Origin of the sequence: Burkholderia sp. Ac-20365, assembly GCF_017104715.1 — a bacterium.
Taxonomy (GTDB): domain Bacteria; phylum Pseudomonadota; class Gammaproteobacteria; order Burkholderiales; family Burkholderiaceae; genus Paraburkholderia.
In genome coordinates, this window is sequence record NZ_JAAGPI010000028.1 from 77,556 (window position 1) to 93,926 (window position 16,371).

Below are 16,371 nucleotides of genomic sequence, written 5' to 3' on the forward strand. Positions count from 1 at the left end.
TGAGTGCGCCGTGCCGGCGCTCCTTGTGCCTGCTGCACGCATCTTTGCGCGTGCTTTTTTCTTTGCTGCAAGTGCTGCTCAAAGCAGCGCGGGGCGTTCTTGTTCGCGCCCGTCGCCGCCTTGCCGTTACGTCGTTACACAGAAATCTGCTGCATCACCGCGAACAGATCCGACTTCCCTTCGAAGCCGATACCCGGCAGGTCCGGCATCGTGATGTAGCCGTTGTCGACCTTCACGCCATCGGGGAAGCCGCCGAACGGCTGGAACAGATCCGGATACGATTCGTTGCCGCCCAGTCCCAGGCCCGCCGCGATGTTCAGCGACATCTGATGCCCGCCGTGCGGAATGCAGCGGCTCGCCGACCAGCCGTGCTGATGCAGCATCTCCAGCGTGCGCAGATATTCGACGAGACCGTAGCTCAGCGCGCAGTCGAATTGCAGCCAGTCGCGATCGGCGCGCATGCCGCCGTAGCGGATCAGGTTGCGCGCATCCTGCATCGAGAACAGGTCTTCACCTGTCGCCATCGGCTTGTCGTAGTAGTTGCGCAGCGTGGCCTGCAATTCGAAGTCGAGCGGGTCGCCCGGCTCTTCGTACCAGAACAGGTCGTATTGCGACAGCGCCTTCGCGTACTGGATCGCCGTGTCGAGATCGAAGCGGCCGTTGGCATCGACGGCGAGCTTCTGGCCGTCGCCGAGCACGCTGAGAATCGAATCGATGCGGCGCAGGTCTTCATCGAGCGACGCGCCGCCGATTTTCTTTTTCACCACCGTGTAGCCGCGGTCGATATAGCTGCGCATCTCGTCCTTCAGCTTGCCGTGATCCTGGCCCGGGTAGTAGTAACCGCCCGCTGCGTAGACGAACACCTTGCGGTTCGGCTTGCCGTTGCCGTAACGGTCCGCGAGCAACTGGAACAGCGGCTTGCCTTCGATCTTCGCGACGGCATCCCACACGGCCATATCGATCGTGCCGATCGCCACCGAGCGCTCGCCGTGGCCGCCCGGCTTTTCGTTCTTGAACATCGTCGCCCAGATCTTGTGCGGGTCGAGGTTGTCGCCGGCGTCGTTGACGAGCGAGGCCGGGTCCGCTTCCGTCAGGCGCGGAATGAAGCGCTCGCGCATCAGCGTGCCCTGCCCGTAGCGGCCGTTCGAATTGAAGCCGTAGCCAATCACCGGCTTGCCGTCGCGGATCACGTCGGTGACCACGGCGACGAGGCTCAGCGTCATCTTGCTGAAGTCGATGTACGCATTGCGGATGGGGGAACTGATCGGAAAGGTCTTCTCGCGGATTTCAACGATTCTCATGGTGACTCCAGGCTTCGGGACTTCAGGAGCCGCTAGGTTATGCGCGAATCGGCACGCTATGATTCACTGAAAGTCACTTCATTATTAACTTTCGGTGAATACTGGAATCGCGTCCCAGCTGGAGTTCGTCTGTGCTGCCGTCGATAGCGGCCAAAAACCGCTAGCGTCATTCGCAGTTATGATTCGTCGATCACGCTCACTTCTCTATCTCTGCTTTCAGTGGACACCGACCTCGCCTCGCATCTGAAGTTTTTCGTTCTGCTTGCTCAGTACGGCAACCTGACATCGGCTGCCCGGGAACTCAATCTGACGCCGCCCGCCGCTACGAAAAGACTGGCTCAACTGGAGACACGGCTTGGCGTGCGACTGGTCAACAGAACCACGCGTCATGTGAGCCTGACCGCCGAAGGCGAGACTTACCTGCACTACGCAACCCGCATTCTCGAAGAAATTCGCGAGATGGAAAATGCGGTGGTGTCGAGCCACGCCGTTCCCAAGGGACTGCTTCGGGTCAACGCGAGTCTGGGCTTTGGCAGAACGGCAATCGCGCCAATCGTCTCTGACTTTGTCAGAACCTATCCGCAGGTCGAAGTACAACTCGACCTAACAGACCGGCCGATTGATCTGGTAGAAAGTGGCGTCGATCTTGCGATCCGTTTTGGGACGTTGCCCGATCAACGCCTCAAGGCCCGGCGCGTGATGCCCAATCGCCGGCTGTTGTGCGCGTCGCCCCGCTATCTTGAACAGCATGGCGTTCCTGAGCGCCTCACTGACCTCACACAGCACGCCTGCATTGTTCATCGTCAGAATGACGACGCCTACGGAGTCTGGCGTTTCGAGTGCGAAGGTCGCAGCGAGGCCGTCAAGGTGCACGGCACGCTATCCAGCAACGACGGCGACATCGTACTTGGATGGGCATTAGATGGGCACGGCATCCTGGTACGTTCGGAATGGGACCTGGCAAAGTACGTTGAAAGCGGACGCCTGCGTATTGTGTTGCCCGAATATACGCAGCCTTCCGCTGATCTGTTCGTTTACTACTCCAATCGCCGCAATCTGTCGTTTCGAACCCGTGCGTTCATCGATTTTCTGATACATCGCATCACCGGATTCAAATGACCATATTTGCAAGCGATTGGATCAGACTCGCATTTGAGTATGCCTACCGTGCGGCTCGCTCACATCTCCAGTTCACTCTGCCAGCTTCAGCGCCTGCGAGAAATCGGCGATCAGATCGTCGATATCCTCGATGCCCGCCGACAGCCGCAGCATGCCGTCAGAAATCCCCATCGCCTTGCGCGTTTCCGGACCGGCCTCGAAAAAGATGGTTGGCGCGACGGGAATGATGAGCGTGCGCGTGTCGGCGAGACCCGTCGCCTTGATGGGCAGCCTGAGTGCGTTCACGACTTCGATCATGCGCTGCGCGTCGAGCAGTTCGAACGACAACAGCCACGACGCGCCCTTGAACAACGCCTGCGCGATGTCGTATTGCGGATGGCTCTTCAGGCCTGGATAGAACACCTTGCCGACGGCCTTGTGTCCTTCCAGAAACTGCGCGAGTGCTAGCGCGTTGTCGCTGCTTTGCCTGACGCGCAAGGCGAGCGTTTCCGCGCCCATTGCGATCGAGTGTGCCTGCTCCGACGACAGCGACGCACCCATGTCGCGCAAACCCTTCTTCCGGATCTGCAGCAGACCCTGCTCCTTCGGCGCCGAACGTCGATAGTCGTCGGCAATGTTCGGATACGCGCTCCAGTCGAACAGGCCCGTATCGGTCACCGCGCCGCCGAGCGCAGCGCCGTGGCCCGCTATCGTCTTCGTCAGCGAGTTGATGACGAGGCTCGCGCCGACCGCCTTCGGCTTGAACAATGCCGGCGACGTAATCGTATTGTCGACGACATAGGCGAGCCCGTGCTCGCGGCACACGTCACCGATGCCCTGCAAGTCCGGAATCTGCGTGCCCGGATTCGCGATGGTTTCGACGAACACCATGCGCGTGTTCGGCCGGATCGCGCGCTTCACGTCTTCGACGTCGCATGCATCGACGGTCGTGACTTCCACGCCGAGCGTTCGCAATGTGCCAAGCAGGCTGTTGGTGTTGCCGAATACGTAACGGCTCGATATGAGGTGATCGCCCGCACGCAGCAGCGTGAGGAACGTCGCGGTGATCGCGGCCATGCCCGTACTGAAGCAGATCGTGCCGACACCTTCTTCCAGACTCGTGATCTTGCGTTCGAGCGCGGCGGTCGTGGGCGTGCCCTGACGCGCGTAATTGAAGCCGCCCTTCTTGGTACCCTGGAAGACGCCGATCAGATCCTCGACGCGCTCGAAACCGTATTGCACCGACGTGTGAATCGGCTGATGCACGCCGCCGTGCTCACTGCCCGTGGTCCTGTCACCGTGAACGATGCTCGTGGTGAGTCCTTGCTTGTCCATCCCCTTCTCCGCTTTTCAAGTCGATGAATGGGATACATTATCGCCGGTAAGCGGTTGAGCAGAGGTCCGACGCGTTTCTCCAGATCCCGATCGATCCACACCGGCCGGTTCTGGTTGCCCGCGGGCATACTTTCTTCACCATTCAAAAGCACGGCGCGGCGACAAGACTGCGCCACCGGAGATTCGATGCGTTTCGATTTCCAGTCGCTGAAACTGTTCGTCGCTGTCTGCGAGCACGGCAGCATCGCCCGCGCGGCGGAAGCCGAAAACATAGCGCCGTCGGCGCTCAGCAAGCGCATGTCCCATCTCGAGGACACGCTCAAGACCGCACTCTTTGTGCGCAGCAACAAGGGGCTCGAACTGACCTCCGCGGCCGCCGCCCTCCTGCAGCACGCCCGCGTGCTGATGCGCGACGTCAAACAGATGGAAAGCGAGCTGCTCGATCACGCCGAAGGCGTGCGTGGGCAGATCCGGCTGCACGCCAGCCTGTCGACCATCGTCCAGTACATTGCCGCCGACATCCGCGAGTTCCTCGCGCTGCATCCGGGATTGCGTATCGATCTGCAGGAAAGCCTGAGTCCCGCCGTGGTCCGCGCCGTGGCCGAGAATACGGCGGATATCGGCGTGTTCGGCGGCACGACCGTGACGACCGGCCTGCTGGTATTTCCCTATCGCAGCGACCGGCTGGTGGTCATCATGCCGCCCGATCATCCTCTCAGCCGTGCAGAGAAGGTGAAATTCCGCGACGTGGCCAGATACCCGCTGGTTGGACCGCAGGAGGGCAGTTATCTGAATTCGCTGGTGCTACGCGCGGCGGCAGACCTGGACCATCCGCTCAAGCTGTCGATCCGGGTGAACGGCTTCGAGCCGGTGCGCAGCATGGTGGAAGCACGTCTCGGCGTCGGCCTCGTGCCCGAACAACATGCACAGCGCTATGTCAGTTCGGCGCCGTTGGTCGCGGTGGAACTGGACGAAATATGGGCCGAACGGCACTGGAAGATCTGCGTGCGCGAGGCGGAGTCGCTCCCGGCACCCGTGGATCTCTTTCTCAAGCACCTGCTCGCGCGTCGAGCCGTGGCAGATGCCTCTCCATCACGAATAAGCTAGCTTCAGGCCCGCTTGCGGCCAGGGCAGCGTGCCCAGACGTCCCGTGCCCGACAACGTCAGGTAAGCCGTCTTCATGTCGGCGCCGCCGAAGCAGATGTTGGTCACCATGCCGTCAGGCACCATCACCTGGCGCAGCACCTCGCCGGAAGGCGAGACCACCGTGATGCAGCCAGTGACCAGTGTGGCCACGCAAATATTTCCCTCGGCGTCCACGGCAAGGCTGTCGAAGCGCTGGTAGCCGGGCAGCCCGCAAATCAGACGGCCGCCGTGCGGCGATGGGTACGGATGCTTGCGCGCCTTGCCAGGCTCCTCCAGGTCGAACGCCCATAGGCGCGCGGTCTCCGTTTCTGCCACGTAGACAACACGATCGTCCGGCGACAGCCCGACTCCGTTGGCCGTTGTGAGCGGATAGGCCACTTCGACAATCCTCGATCCATCGGCTCGCCCGTAATAAAGCCCCGCATGATCGCGATCGCGCAGCCGGTTCTTGCCGAAGTCGGTGAAGTAGAAGCCGCCGTCGTGGTCGAACACGATGTCATTGGGACCGCATAGCGGATAGTCGCCACAGCGGTCGTACACGGTCGTCAAAGCGCCCGTCTGCGGGTCGAACCGTTCGATGCGGCCGCTCGTATAACGCGGATGCACGCCTGGTTTGGTTCGGTTCAGCCCGGCTACCGTACGGAACAGGAAACCTCCGTTGTTGCAGATGTAAAAGGCTCCGTCCGGGCCCAACGCCAGGCCGTTGGGTCCGCCGCCTACCTCCGCCAGCACGCTCACCGTGCCGTCGGCAGCCACGCGGCTGATAGTCTCGCGCTCGATTTCGACGAGCACGATCGAGCCATCGGCCATCGCTACCGGGCCTTCGGGAAACTTCAACCCTTCCGCCAGGATGCGGACGCTGCTCTCCATGATCGATTTCCTCGCAGGTCAGTGCTTGTTGGCATTCTCGACGAAGCGATTGTCATACGTGGCTTTCAGGTCGATCGAGGCTTTGCCGATGTCGGGATCGAAGGCGGCGAGTACATCGCGTACTGTGTGCGCGGCGGCGTCCGTCATCAGGCCGTCGCGTGAAATGCAGCTCTGCATGTTGCCGTAGGCCCGGGTAAACACATCCTTGTCGGCCAGCGCGTACTGCGGCGGCACTGCGGCGACAACCTGTTCGGGCGTCGCCTGCGCCATCCAGCGCTCGGCCTCGAGGATGGCGTTCGTGACTGCCTGCACGGTATTCGGATATTTAGCCGCGAATTCTCTGGTGGTGTAGACGGAAGCTTCCGGATAGTCGCCGCCCAGCGTCGCGCGAGTCCCGGCCGGATCACGCATTACCGCCAGAGGAAAGAGATCGCCGCTGCCCTGCAGTACCGTCGCGACCGGGTCGTTGCTCATCAATGCATCGATCTGCCCACTACGCGCTGCCGCAATGGCGCCAGCAGAAGAACCGACGCCGATGATGGAGACATCGCCCGGTTTGAGGCCGGCCCTGTTCAGCAGATAGTTGACGCCCATGTGGAAACTGGAACCGGGTGAGCTTACCCCGATGCGTTTTCCCTTGAGGTCTGCGTACGTCTTCACCTTGTCGTGGCTCGCGCGCGTCACACCGAACACCCAGCCCGGACATGAGGCCAGCGTCACGAACGACACCAGCTTCTGCCCCTTCGCCGCCATCGTGATCGTGTTGGAATAGGCGCCCGCGACGATATCGGCGCTGCCGCCCAACATCGCCTGCAGAGCCTTGGCGCCGCCGCTGAACACGCCAATCTCGACATCGAGTCCGGCCTGCTTGAAGTATCCCCGGCTTTCCGCAATGACAAACGGAAGATACGGAAAGCCCACGCCAGCGGCAGCAAGACTGAGCTTGGGTTTCTCTGGCGCAGGCGCTGCGCTCGCGCCCGGCTGGGTCACGAGCGCCACGCAGACGGCCAGTAACGGCAACAACAACAGACGCCTGATCGATATCACGGTAGGTTGTCTCCTTGTTTTCCCGGCCTTTTTCTCGGCCTTTTTCTCGGCCTTTTTCCCGGCCTTCGCGGCTCTATGCACTTAACCCTGCACGACGTTCTGGCGTTGCTGCCCCAGGCCTTCGATGCCTAGCGTCACCACATCGCCCGGTTTCAGGTAGACGGGTGGCTTCTGTCCCAACCCGACGCCCGGCGGCGTGCCAGTCGATATGATGTCACCAGGCTGCAGCGACATGAACTGCGAAAGATACGATACGAGGTAACGCACACCATAAATCATGGTAGCCGTGCTGCCGTTCTGATAGCGCTGCCCATTGACTTCCAGCCACATGGGCAACGCCTGCGGGTCATGCACTTCGTCCGAAGTCACCAGCCACGGTCCCGTCGGTCCAAAGGTGTCGGCCGATTTGCCTTTGGTCCACTGCCCCTGACGCTCGGCCTGGAATGCGCGCTCGGACACGTCGTTGATGACGCAGTATCCGGCCACATGATCCATTGCATCGTGTTCGCTGACGTACTTCGCGGTCTTGCCGATGACGACACCCAGTTCGACCTCCCAGTCCGTCTTGACCGCGTTGCGCGGAATTTCGATGGCGTCGTCCGGACCCACGATCGCGCTTGTCGCCTTCATAAACACAATGGGTTCCGGCGGTATCGCAGCGCCCGTCTCGGCCGCGTGATCGGAGTAATTCAGTCCGATGCAGATGAACTTTCGCGTACCGCCTACGCACGAACCCACCCGCGGCTTGCCTTCCACCTGCGGCAGCGACATCGCGTCGAGCGCTTGCAGGCGGGCGAGGCTGGTGGGCAACAGGACATCGCCGGCAATGTCCGCGACGTGACCCGACAGGTCGCGCAAGTTTCCATCACGATCGAGGAGGCCCGGCTTTTCCTGGCCAGGCGGACCGTAGCGTAAAAGCTTCATCGATATGTTCCCGCTCAGTAGGTTGCGCGTCCGCCAGACAGATCGAAAACGGCGGCGGTAGTGAAAGAGTTTTCTTGGCTGGCTAACCAGGCGATCATCGCGGCCGCTTCATTGAGTTCGAGAAAGCGGCCGCGCGGAATCTTGCCCAGCATGTAGCGGATATGCTCGGGCGACTGCTCCATCGCGCCCGGCGTACGCGCCACTGCGGGCGTGACGCAATTGACCGCGATGTCGTGGCTTGCCAGTTCCTTGCCGAGCGATTTGGTCATCGCAATGACGGCAGCCTTGGCAGAGCTGTAGGCTGCGGCATTGGGATTACCCTCCTTGCCGGCGACGGAAGCCAGATTGACGATACGGCCGTAGTTCTGCGCGACCATGACGGGCACCACCGCGCGGCAGCAGTGGAAAGTACCGTTGACGTCGATATCGATAACCTGCTTCCAGACATCGACCGGATACTCGGCCAGGGTCGCATTCGGGCCCACGATTGCCGCGTTGTTGATCAGAATATCGATCCGGCCGGTCGCTTTCAGCGTGCCCGCCACGCCAGCCTCGACGCTGGCGTAATCGGCGATGTCGACACGCTCGACGTGAACATCGTGATTTCCCAGTTCGGCCCGCGCCCGCTCCAGACCGGCAGAGTTGATGTCCCAGATCGCGAGGCGAGCGCCCGAGGCCAGCAGCCGGCGGCCCACCTCGAGGCCGATGCCTTGTGCACCGCCCGTCACGATCGCAACACGGTCATTCAGATTGATAGCGTTAGTTTGCAAGCTGTTCTCCTCGCCTTGATTGGTCGGTTGCTCCGCCACGCGCTCAGGCGCTGGCGGCCACGGTCTGGCCCGTACCGGGGCGCCAGCGCAGCAGATAGTCCTCGACCATCGACACTGCCGTATCGAGCACCAGTGCAAACACGGTCAGCACCAGGATGCCCGCGATCACCGAATTGATGTCGAACACACCTTCGGCAAGCAGAATCAGATAGCCCACGCCTTTTTCCGAGCCCAGGTACTCGCCGACCACGCTTCCGACAAATGCAATACCGATCGCGTTGTGCAGGCTCGAGAACACCCAGCTCGTTGCCGAAGGCAGGTACACGTGACGCATGAGCTGACGCCCATTGGCACCGAGCATGCGGGTATTCGACAACACCGCCGGGCTGACTTCGCGCACGCCCTGAAAGACGTTGAAGAACACCACGAAGAACACCAATGTCACGCCCAGCGCCACCTTCGACCAGATGCCGAGGCCGAACCAGAGGGCGAAGATCGGTGCAAAGATCAGTCGCGGCATGGAGTTCATCGCCTTGATGAACGGATCGAAGACGACCGCGAGAAACGGATTGAGCGCGAGCCACAGACCGCACGCCAGCCCGGACACTGTCCCGATCGCAAACGCCAGCATGGTTTCGAGCAGCGTCGTGTACAGATGGCGAAACACCGAACCCGTCACGACCCAGTCGATGATGCGATGAACCACACCGAATGGATCGCCGAAGAAAAAGGGCGACAGCCATTTCTGACTGGTCCCGATCCACCACAGGAACAGCACGCCGAACAGGAGTGCAAGCCGCGTGGCAAGCACGGCAAACCGGTTGCCCGGATTAAACTCGATTGCGCGCATAGCTTTTCAGAACCTCCCCTCGAAGCACGTCCCAGATCTGGGTGTGCAGTTGCAGGAAACGCTGCGTCATGCGGATTTCCGACATTTCGCGTGGACGCACCAGGTCGATCTCGAACTCGGCAATTGGATGGGTACCGGGGCCTGCGGACAGCACGATGACGCGATCCGATAGCGAAATCGCTTCTTCCAGATCGTGCGTCACGAACATCACGGACTTGCGGTCGTACGACCAGAGCCGCAACAGTTCGTTTTCCATCAGGTGCCGTGTCTGGATATCGAGCGCGCTGAAAGGCTCGTCCATCAGGATGATGCGCGGGTTCAACGCCAGCGCCTGCGCGAGGCCAGCACGCTTGCGCATACCGCCCGACAGCTGGTGTGGATATTTCTTCCCATGTCCCTGCAGACCGACCCGCTCCAGCCATTCATGCGCCACTCGCAAAGCCTCTTCACGCGGCGTACCCCGGAAGATCAGGCCCATGGCAATGTTTTCTTCTGCCGTCTTCCACGGCATGAGTGCGTCGACCTGGAACAGATACGCGGCCTGCCTGTTCAAACCATTGTTCAGCTTCTCGCCGAATACGCTCAGGCTGCCTGACGAGGGTCGCGTCAGTCCGGCCGCTACGTTGAGCAGCGTGGACTTGCCGCAGCCCGTGGGTCCGACGATCGAGACGAACTCCCCATCGCCGATCGTCAGGTTCCCGCCTGAAACGGCCGTGTAGCTCTGCGCGTGCTTGCCATTGCCAGCAAAGGTGCACGTCACGTTGTCGAAGCGCAAAGCCTCTCGCACCCGTGTCTGACCGCTGGCGCGCGCGATGTTGCATGACACAGTGCTCATGGTTGAATCTCCGCCGCCTTCTGGACGAACCTGTTGTCGTAGGTCGCTGTGAGATCGATTTTGGCCGACGCCACGGTCGGGTCGAACGCCGACAGCACATCACGCACGGTCTGTGCGCCTTTAGCGGTGATTTCCCCGTTCTGCGCGATGCAACGGCGACTGTTCCTGAATGCATTGGCGTATAGCGCCTTGTTATCCACCAGATACTCGGCCGGTACATTGTCCGCAACCTGCTCGGGCGTCGCTTTGGCGATCCACTTCTCGGCGCGCACGATTGCGTTCGCAACTGCCTGCACCGTCTTCGGATTTTTAGCGATGAAATCCTGCGTCGCGAACAGGCTTGACTCCGGATAGTCCGAACCGAACACCTTGACGTTGCCCTCGGCGGTACGCATGTTCTCCAACGGTTTGAGGCTGCCGTCGCTCGTCAGGATCGTGGCGCTCGGATCATTGACGATCAGCGCATCGATTTGTCCCGCCCGCACCGCTGCTACCGCTCCCGCCGCCTGCCCGACGCCGATGATGGAAACGTCCGAGGGCTGAAGTCCCGCCTTGTGCAAGATGTAGTTGACGGCCATGTGTGTGCTGGAACCCGGCGCGCTCACACCGATACGCATGCCCTTGAGATCTTTTGCTGATTTCACTTCGGCCTGGCGCTTCTGGGATACGCCGAAGATCCAGCCCGGACAGATGACCTGCGCGGCGATCACCACCAGGTGCTGCCCCTTGGTGGCCATCGTGATGGTGTTCGAATACGCGCCCGCGACGATGTCGGAGCTTCCGCCCAAAAGGGCCTCCAGTGTCTTGGAACCACCGGAGAAAGCGGCGATGTGCACGTCCAGCCCTTCGTCCTTGAAGTAACCTCGCTGCTGGGCGACGAGCATCGGCAAATAGGTGATGCCAACGGATGCGGCCGCAATATGCAGTTCGGGCTTTTCAGGCACATCTTTAGCCACGGCCACGACGGAACCGCAGACAAGCTCGAACGCTGCACAAAGCGCAAAGGCGAATTTCAGCTTCATGATTGTCTCCTCCCTTTCAAGGGATATTCTGGTGCGACCGACTGCCAAAGACGGATCGGGGTACTCATCACCCCGACGCCCTTTCATGCCAGGAATGGTTAAATGTCTGCAGGCTCCTTACGCCGAAAATCGTCGTGATCGTGGTTGTTGTCCGTGCGACGCAAGCTGGCCTACGCTGCCTGCTTTCTCAACGCTTCGACCACCGCATCGCCCATGTCGCGGGTACCGACGGACTGCATTCCTTCCTGATAGATATCGGCCGTGCGATAACCCGCGGCCAGTACCGCACGCACGGCCTGCTCGACGCGGCGCGCGGCATCCTCCATCTCGAAGCTCTCGCGCAGCATCATTGCCAGCGACAGGATCGCGGCGAGCGGATTGGCGATATCCTTGCCGGCGATGTCCGGCGCCGAACCGTGCACGGGCTCGTACAGGCCTTTACGGTTGTAGCCCAGCGACGCCGAGGGCAGCATGCCGATCGAACCGGTCAGCATGGCCGCGGCGTCCGAGAGAATGTCTCCGAACAGATTCCCTGTGACGATCACGTCGAATTGCTTGGGGCGGCGCATGAGCATCATCGATGCTGCGTCCACGAAGAGATGGCTCAGTTCGACATCCGGATAGTCGCGCCCGACGCGTGTGACCACTTCGCGCCACAACTGGCTCGCCTCGAGCACGTTGGCTTTGTCGACCGAGCACAATTTGCGGCTGCGGCGGCGTGCGCTTTCGAAGGCTGCACGTGCGACCCGTTCGACTTCGGATTCCGAATAGCGCATGGTGTTGAAGCCGACACGCTCGCCCGCCTGGTTGGTCTCGAACCCGCGCGGCTGGCCAAAATAGGCATCGCCATTCAGTTCGCGCACGATAACCAGATCCAGTCCATCGACGACTTCAGGCCGCAATGTCGATGCGCCGATGAGTTCCGGGAACATGTACGCCGGGCGGAAGTTGGCATACAGCGTCAGCGCCTCGCGCAACTGCAGCAGGCCGGTACCGGGACGGCGTTCGCGTGGGATATCGGCTTCGTCGGCCACGCCCACCGAGCCGAACAGAATCGCATCGGCCTTGCGCGCCACCTCCAGCGTGGGTCCAGGCAGGGGCACACCGTGCGCCTGAATGCCCGCCTCGCCGATCGGCACCTGCTGGGTTTCGGCGTGAGGCGCGACGATCCCAAGCACCTTCACAGCCTGTGCCACCACTTCAGTTCCGATACCGTCACCGGGCATGACTGCAATCTTCATCTGAGCTTCTCCTTGGTTGTTATCGCTAAGGGTGCGCCTTCAATACGCGTGGGCACGGTTGCGCTCGAACGCATCGATGCGGTCCTGGTGCGACAGCGTGTAGTCGATCTCGTCCATCCCGCGCAGCAGACACGCTTTCGCGAACGGCTCCATCTCGAAGGTATGGACGGTGCCGTCGGGCAACGTCGCGGTCTGTGCGGGCAGGTCGATGGCAATGCGGCTACCTGGACTCGTCAACACGGTGTCCAGCAGCGGCAACACTACGGCCTCCGGCAACACGATGGGCAGCAGCCCGTTTTTAAGGCAGTTGATGAAAAAGATATCGCCGAAGCTCGGCGCTATCGCCGCGCGCATACCGTAGTCGTACAGCGCCCAGACGGCGTGCTCGCGCGAAGAGCCACAACCGAAGTTGTGATTGGCCACGACGATGCGAGCTTCCCTGTACGGCGTCTTGTTGAGCACGAACTCCGGTCGCTCCGCACCGTCCTGGTCGAAGCGCAGCGCCCGGAACAGAAACTGGCCGAAATCGTCGGAACGCGGTTTCTGCAGGAAGCGTGCGGGCAGTATCTGGTCGGTATCGCAGTTGATCGCGGCAATGGGCACCGCGACCGAGTCAAGGTATTGCAGGCTGTCCATTTTTCAGGCTCCCAGCAGGCGGCGCACGTCCGTCAGATGACCCGTCACCGCTGCGGCGGCGGCCATGGATGGGCTCATCAGGTGCGTACGCACGCCCGGCCCCTGACGGCCCACGAAATTACGGTTCGAAGTAGAGGCGCAGCGCTGGCCGGGGGCAGCGATATCGCCATTGGTTGCAAGGCACATCGAACAGCCGGGAAAGCGCCACTCGAAACCGGCTTCCCTGAACACGCGGTCCAGCCCTTCGGCCTCGGCCAGCGCGCGTACCTGGTGCGATCCGGGCACCACCCATGCCTCGACGCCAGCTGCAACGCGCCGACCGCGCGCAACCTCGGCCGCGCTGCGCAGATCCTCGATCCGTCCGTTGGTGCATGAGCCGATGAACACCCTGTCGATCGCGACGCCTTCCAGCGCGTCGTTAGCGTTCAGTCCCATGTATTCGAGTGCCCGCAACATGGATGCACGGAGATCGGGGTCGGCCTCCTCTGCCGGATCGGGCACGCGATGGTCGATTGCGCACGCGTATTCGGGCGTGGTTCCCCATGTCACCATCGGAGCGATAGCGGCTGCGTCGATACGCACCTCGCGATCGAAGACCGCGCCTGCGTCAGTAAAAAGCTCGCGCCAGTGCGCCATCGCGCGATCCCACTGCTCGCCTGCGGGTGCGTAAGGGCGGCCGGACAGATAAGCGAACGTCGTGTCGTCGGGAGCGATCATGCCGGCACGGCCGCCCGCCTCGATGGTCATGTTGCACAGCGTCAAACGTCCTTCCATCGACAGAGCACTGATCGCCGAGCCCGCGTACTCGATCACATGGCCTGTCGCGCCCGCCACGCCGATCCGTGCAATCACGGCGAGAATCAGGTCTTTCGGCGTCACGCCCTGACTCGCCTTTCCTTCGAGAATGACGCGCATGTTGCCCGATTTGCGCTGCCACAGACACTGTGTGGCAAGCACGTGCGCGACCTCAGTCGCACCGATGCCGAATGCCAGCGCGCCGAGCGCGCCGTGCGTCGACGTGTGGCTGTCGGCGCAGACGATAGTCATGCCGGGCAGACTCAACCCTTGCTCGGGTCCGATGACGTGGACAATGCCGCGCCGCGAGTCGTCCATGTCGAAGAGCGTGATGCGCGACTCCGCGGTATCGCGTTGCAAGGCCGTGATCATGGCTCGCCGCTCGGGGTCGGCCACGGACGCGATATCGTTCGCCGCGCTGGAAACGTAGTGGTCGGCGGTACCGAAGATGCGATCGGGCGAGCGCGGTTTGAGTCCACGCGCACGCAACATGTCGAACGATTGCGCAGTGACGTCGTGAACGAAATGCCGGTCGATGAACAGCAGATCCTGTCCATCGTCACGCGTCATGACCCGGTGAGCGTCCCAGATCTTGTCGTAAAGCGTTCGCGGACCACTCGTGGTCTGGTCGGATTGCATCGCTTGTCTCACTCCATCAATTTATCGGCCATGGCAAACACGGCCGTGCGGTTTCGCAATTGATTCTGGTGTGAAAGCATCATGCATCAGGCACGTCGGCTTGTTCGTGGTGTTTTGGAAAGGCACCATCGCCGATCGCGATGACGGGAATCATCGCTGTGGATGTTCTCGTCGCGTCACTGCGGAATTCGAAGCCGCGAGAACGACACCAGGCATTGCCGCGCTCAGCGGCAATGCGGCTATCGTGCGGCGTTAGCGGGTATGCAGCGCAAGCGCCTCGAAGAGCTTGTGCACAGGCGCGGCCAGCGTTTCCTGCCCACGGGAGATGAGTTTCAGTTCACGGTTCGACCATTGCTCGTCGAGTTCGACGACGGAAAACGGCAGTGCGCCGCGCAGCCGGCGCGTCGTCGATTCAGGCACGATCGACACACCGACACCCGCCGCGACCATGTGACAGACCGCCTCGAAGCTTTCTACCTGCGTGCGCAACTGAATGCTCTGGCCCAGCATCAGCGCGGTCTTCGACACATATTGCTGATGCGACGAGCGCTCGTTCAGCCCGATGTAATTCCACTCCAGCACCTGATAAAACCGGATCGCGCGCTCACGCGCAAGCGCGTGACCATCCGGAACGATCACGACAAATCTGTCGTCACGAAACGGCGTCACGGCGAGTGTCCGTGTGTTCACGAGCCCGACGATAATGCCCAGATCCGCGCTGCCTTCATCGACCGCGCGCACCGTTTCCGGACTCGTATGTTCCTGCACGTCGACATTGATCCTGGGGTTGTCCGCGAGAAAGCGCGCGAGCAGCGCGGGCAGGAATTCGTGGATGGCATTGGTGTTGGCGTAAAGCTGGATATTGCCTCGCATGCCCTCGCCAAACTGCGACAGATCGTGGCGCAGCTTCGTCGTCTCCCGCAACATCGAGATTGCGTGCTGCAAGAACACTTCGCCGGCCGGCGTCAATTCGACGCCGCGGCTATGGCGCAGCAACAGCGTGGAGGCGACGGATTCCTCCAGCGCGCGAATTCGCGAACTCGCCGCGGCAACGGCAATCGGCAGGCTCTCGGCGGCCTTGGTGATGTTTCCACATGCGGCGACCGCCGCAAACAGCCTTAAATCGGTCAGATCGAACCGCATGGTGTCTCCGTCGTATTGCGGGCGGAACTGCTGCGTTGTGGCTTCGGTCTCAGCCGGGCACATGCCAGCTCATGTCGCTCGAAGCGGCGCGCCGTCACTGGTGCGAGTTCCTTGTCCCGTCCCTTATCCCTTCACGCGGCGACGTTATCACACGATGCCGCGACCCGTGACTCGCGTGACCGACGGCGAGCGTTCGCGAACCGCGAATGCTCAGTCAAGGAAATAGAGACGCTCGCCCCAACCTGCTCGTGCAGAATACAAATCACCAGCGAGCGATGCAGCCAATACCGGATTGCGCCGTTCCTGTACGAAGTGAAGCCCGTATTCCGGCGTCATGCCCGGCGTCAAACCCATAGAGAGGAGACTGATCTGATGACATGGAAAGCGATGGCACGTGTTGCCGACGTCCCGTCCGGCACCGTCAAGGCCTGCCGCATCGAGAACATTCCCGTTGCCCTGTACAACCTCGACGGAGAATTCTTCGCTACGCACGATATCTGCACGCATGCTCACGCGTGTCTGTCCGACGGTTACTTCGAAGACGGCAAGATCGAATGTCCGCTGCATCAGGGGCTATTCGATGTCCGCACTGGCAAGGCCCTGTCGGGTCCCGTGGACGTGGACCTGCAGACATTCGACGTGCGCGTCGAAGGCGATGAGGTGTTGGTCAATGTCGAATGAAACGAGAGGCTGCCAGCTTTCAAATAGCTTCGCACAGC

16 protein-coding genes are annotated in these 16,371 nt (G+C 61.5%); 3 read left to right on the forward strand and 13 right to left on the reverse strand.

The window, feature by feature from the left end; all coding sequences use genetic code 11:
• Positions 1–134 precede the first annotated feature (134 nt).
• Positions 135–1,301 (reverse strand): mandelate racemase/muconate lactonizing enzyme family protein, encoded by a 1,167-nt coding sequence (locus tag G3O01_RS32835; RefSeq protein ID WP_205811144.1) that lies wholly within the window; start codon positions 1,299–1,301, stop codon positions 135–137.
• Between the two features lie 219 nt (positions 1,302–1,520).
• Between G3O01_RS32835 and G3O01_RS32840 the strand changes: the two genes are divergently transcribed.
• Positions 1,521–2,420, forward strand: a complete 900-nt coding sequence (locus tag G3O01_RS32840) for a LysR family transcriptional regulator (RefSeq protein WP_205811145.1) — start codon at positions 1,521–1,523, stop codon at positions 2,418–2,420.
• A 72-nt stretch (positions 2,421–2,492) separates the two neighbouring features.
• Here G3O01_RS32840 and G3O01_RS32845 read toward each other — a convergent pair whose 3' ends face one another.
• Positions 2,493–3,734 (reverse strand): cystathionine gamma-synthase family protein, encoded by a 1,242-nt coding sequence (locus G3O01_RS32845; protein WP_205811146.1) that lies wholly within the window; start codon positions 3,732–3,734, stop codon positions 2,493–2,495.
• Between the two features lie 186 nt (positions 3,735–3,920).
• On the opposite strand from G3O01_RS32845, the gene G3O01_RS32850 reads away from it, so the two are divergent.
• Positions 3,921–4,841: a LysR family transcriptional regulator gene (locus G3O01_RS32850; RefSeq protein WP_205811147.1), complete on the forward strand. Its 921-nt coding sequence runs from the start codon at positions 3,921–3,923 to the stop codon at positions 4,839–4,841.
• Here the strand turns inward: G3O01_RS32850 and G3O01_RS32855 are convergent.
• The 11 genes from G3O01_RS32855 to G3O01_RS32905 form a co-directional block, all read right to left on the reverse strand.
• Complete coding sequence (locus tag G3O01_RS32855; protein WP_205811148.1) at positions 4,827–5,750, reverse strand: SMP-30/gluconolactonase/LRE family protein; 924 nt, start codon at positions 5,748–5,750, stop codon at positions 4,827–4,829. The two genes, G3O01_RS32850 and G3O01_RS32855, sit on opposite strands and share 15 nt — an antisense overlap.
• Before the next feature lie 18 nt (positions 5,751–5,768).
• Positions 5,769–6,797 carry an ABC transporter substrate-binding protein gene (locus tag G3O01_RS32860; protein WP_205811194.1) on the reverse strand — a complete coding sequence of 343 codons (1,029 nt, stop codon included), beginning with the start codon at positions 6,795–6,797 and terminating at the stop codon, positions 5,769–5,771.
• 81 nt (positions 6,798–6,878) lie between these two features.
• Positions 6,879–7,721, reverse strand: coding sequence for a fumarylacetoacetate hydrolase family protein (locus tag G3O01_RS32865; RefSeq protein WP_205811149.1), 843 nt, complete (start codon positions 7,719–7,721; stop codon positions 6,879–6,881).
• A gap of 14 nt (positions 7,722–7,735) precedes the next feature.
• Positions 7,736–8,491 carry an SDR family NAD(P)-dependent oxidoreductase gene (locus tag G3O01_RS32870; RefSeq protein WP_205811195.1) on the reverse strand — a complete coding sequence of 252 codons (756 nt, stop codon included), beginning with the start codon at positions 8,489–8,491 and terminating at the stop codon, positions 7,736–7,738.
• A gap of 43 nt (positions 8,492–8,534) precedes the next feature.
• A complete protein-coding gene (locus tag G3O01_RS32875) occupies positions 8,535–9,341 on the reverse strand; it encodes an ABC transporter permease (RefSeq protein ID WP_205811150.1) in 807 nt (268 codons plus the stop codon).
• On the reverse strand, positions 9,322–10,176 hold the full coding sequence (locus tag G3O01_RS32880; protein WP_205811151.1) for an ABC transporter ATP-binding protein: 855 nt from the start codon (positions 10,174–10,176) through the stop codon (positions 9,322–9,324). The genes G3O01_RS32875 and G3O01_RS32880 overlap by 20 nt, the downstream gene beginning before the upstream one ends.
• The gene (locus G3O01_RS32885) at positions 10,173–11,198 is read right to left on the reverse strand and encodes an ABC transporter substrate-binding protein (RefSeq protein WP_205811152.1); all 1,026 of its coding nucleotides are present in this window, start codon (positions 11,196–11,198) and stop codon (positions 10,173–10,175) included. Before G3O01_RS32885 ends, G3O01_RS32880 begins: the two co-directional genes overlap by 4 nt.
• 170 nt (positions 11,199–11,368) lie before the next feature.
• Positions 11,369–12,439, reverse strand: a complete 1,071-nt coding sequence (gene leuB / locus G3O01_RS32890) for a 3-isopropylmalate dehydrogenase (RefSeq protein WP_205811153.1) — start codon at positions 12,437–12,439, stop codon at positions 11,369–11,371.
• A 39-nt stretch (positions 12,440–12,478) separates the two neighbouring features.
• Complete coding sequence (gene leuD / locus G3O01_RS32895) at positions 12,479–13,075, reverse strand: 3-isopropylmalate dehydratase small subunit (protein WP_205811154.1); 597 nt, start codon at positions 13,073–13,075, stop codon at positions 12,479–12,481.
• 3 nt (positions 13,076–13,078) lie between these two features.
• Positions 13,079–14,509, reverse strand: coding sequence for a 3-isopropylmalate dehydratase large subunit (leuC, locus tag G3O01_RS32900; protein WP_205811155.1), 1,431 nt, complete (start codon positions 14,507–14,509; stop codon positions 13,079–13,081).
• Between the two features lie 252 nt (positions 14,510–14,761).
• Positions 14,762–15,652: a LysR family transcriptional regulator gene (locus G3O01_RS32905; protein WP_205811156.1), complete on the reverse strand. Its 891-nt coding sequence runs from the start codon at positions 15,650–15,652 to the stop codon at positions 14,762–14,764.
• 372 nt (positions 15,653–16,024) lie between these two features.
• Here G3O01_RS32905 and G3O01_RS32910 point away from each other — a divergent pair, with 372 nt between their 5' ends.
• Entirely contained in the window at positions 16,025–16,333 is a 309-nt protein-coding gene (locus tag G3O01_RS32910) for a non-heme iron oxygenase ferredoxin subunit (RefSeq protein WP_205811157.1), read from the forward strand.
• Positions 16,334–16,371: the final 38 nt, after the last annotated feature.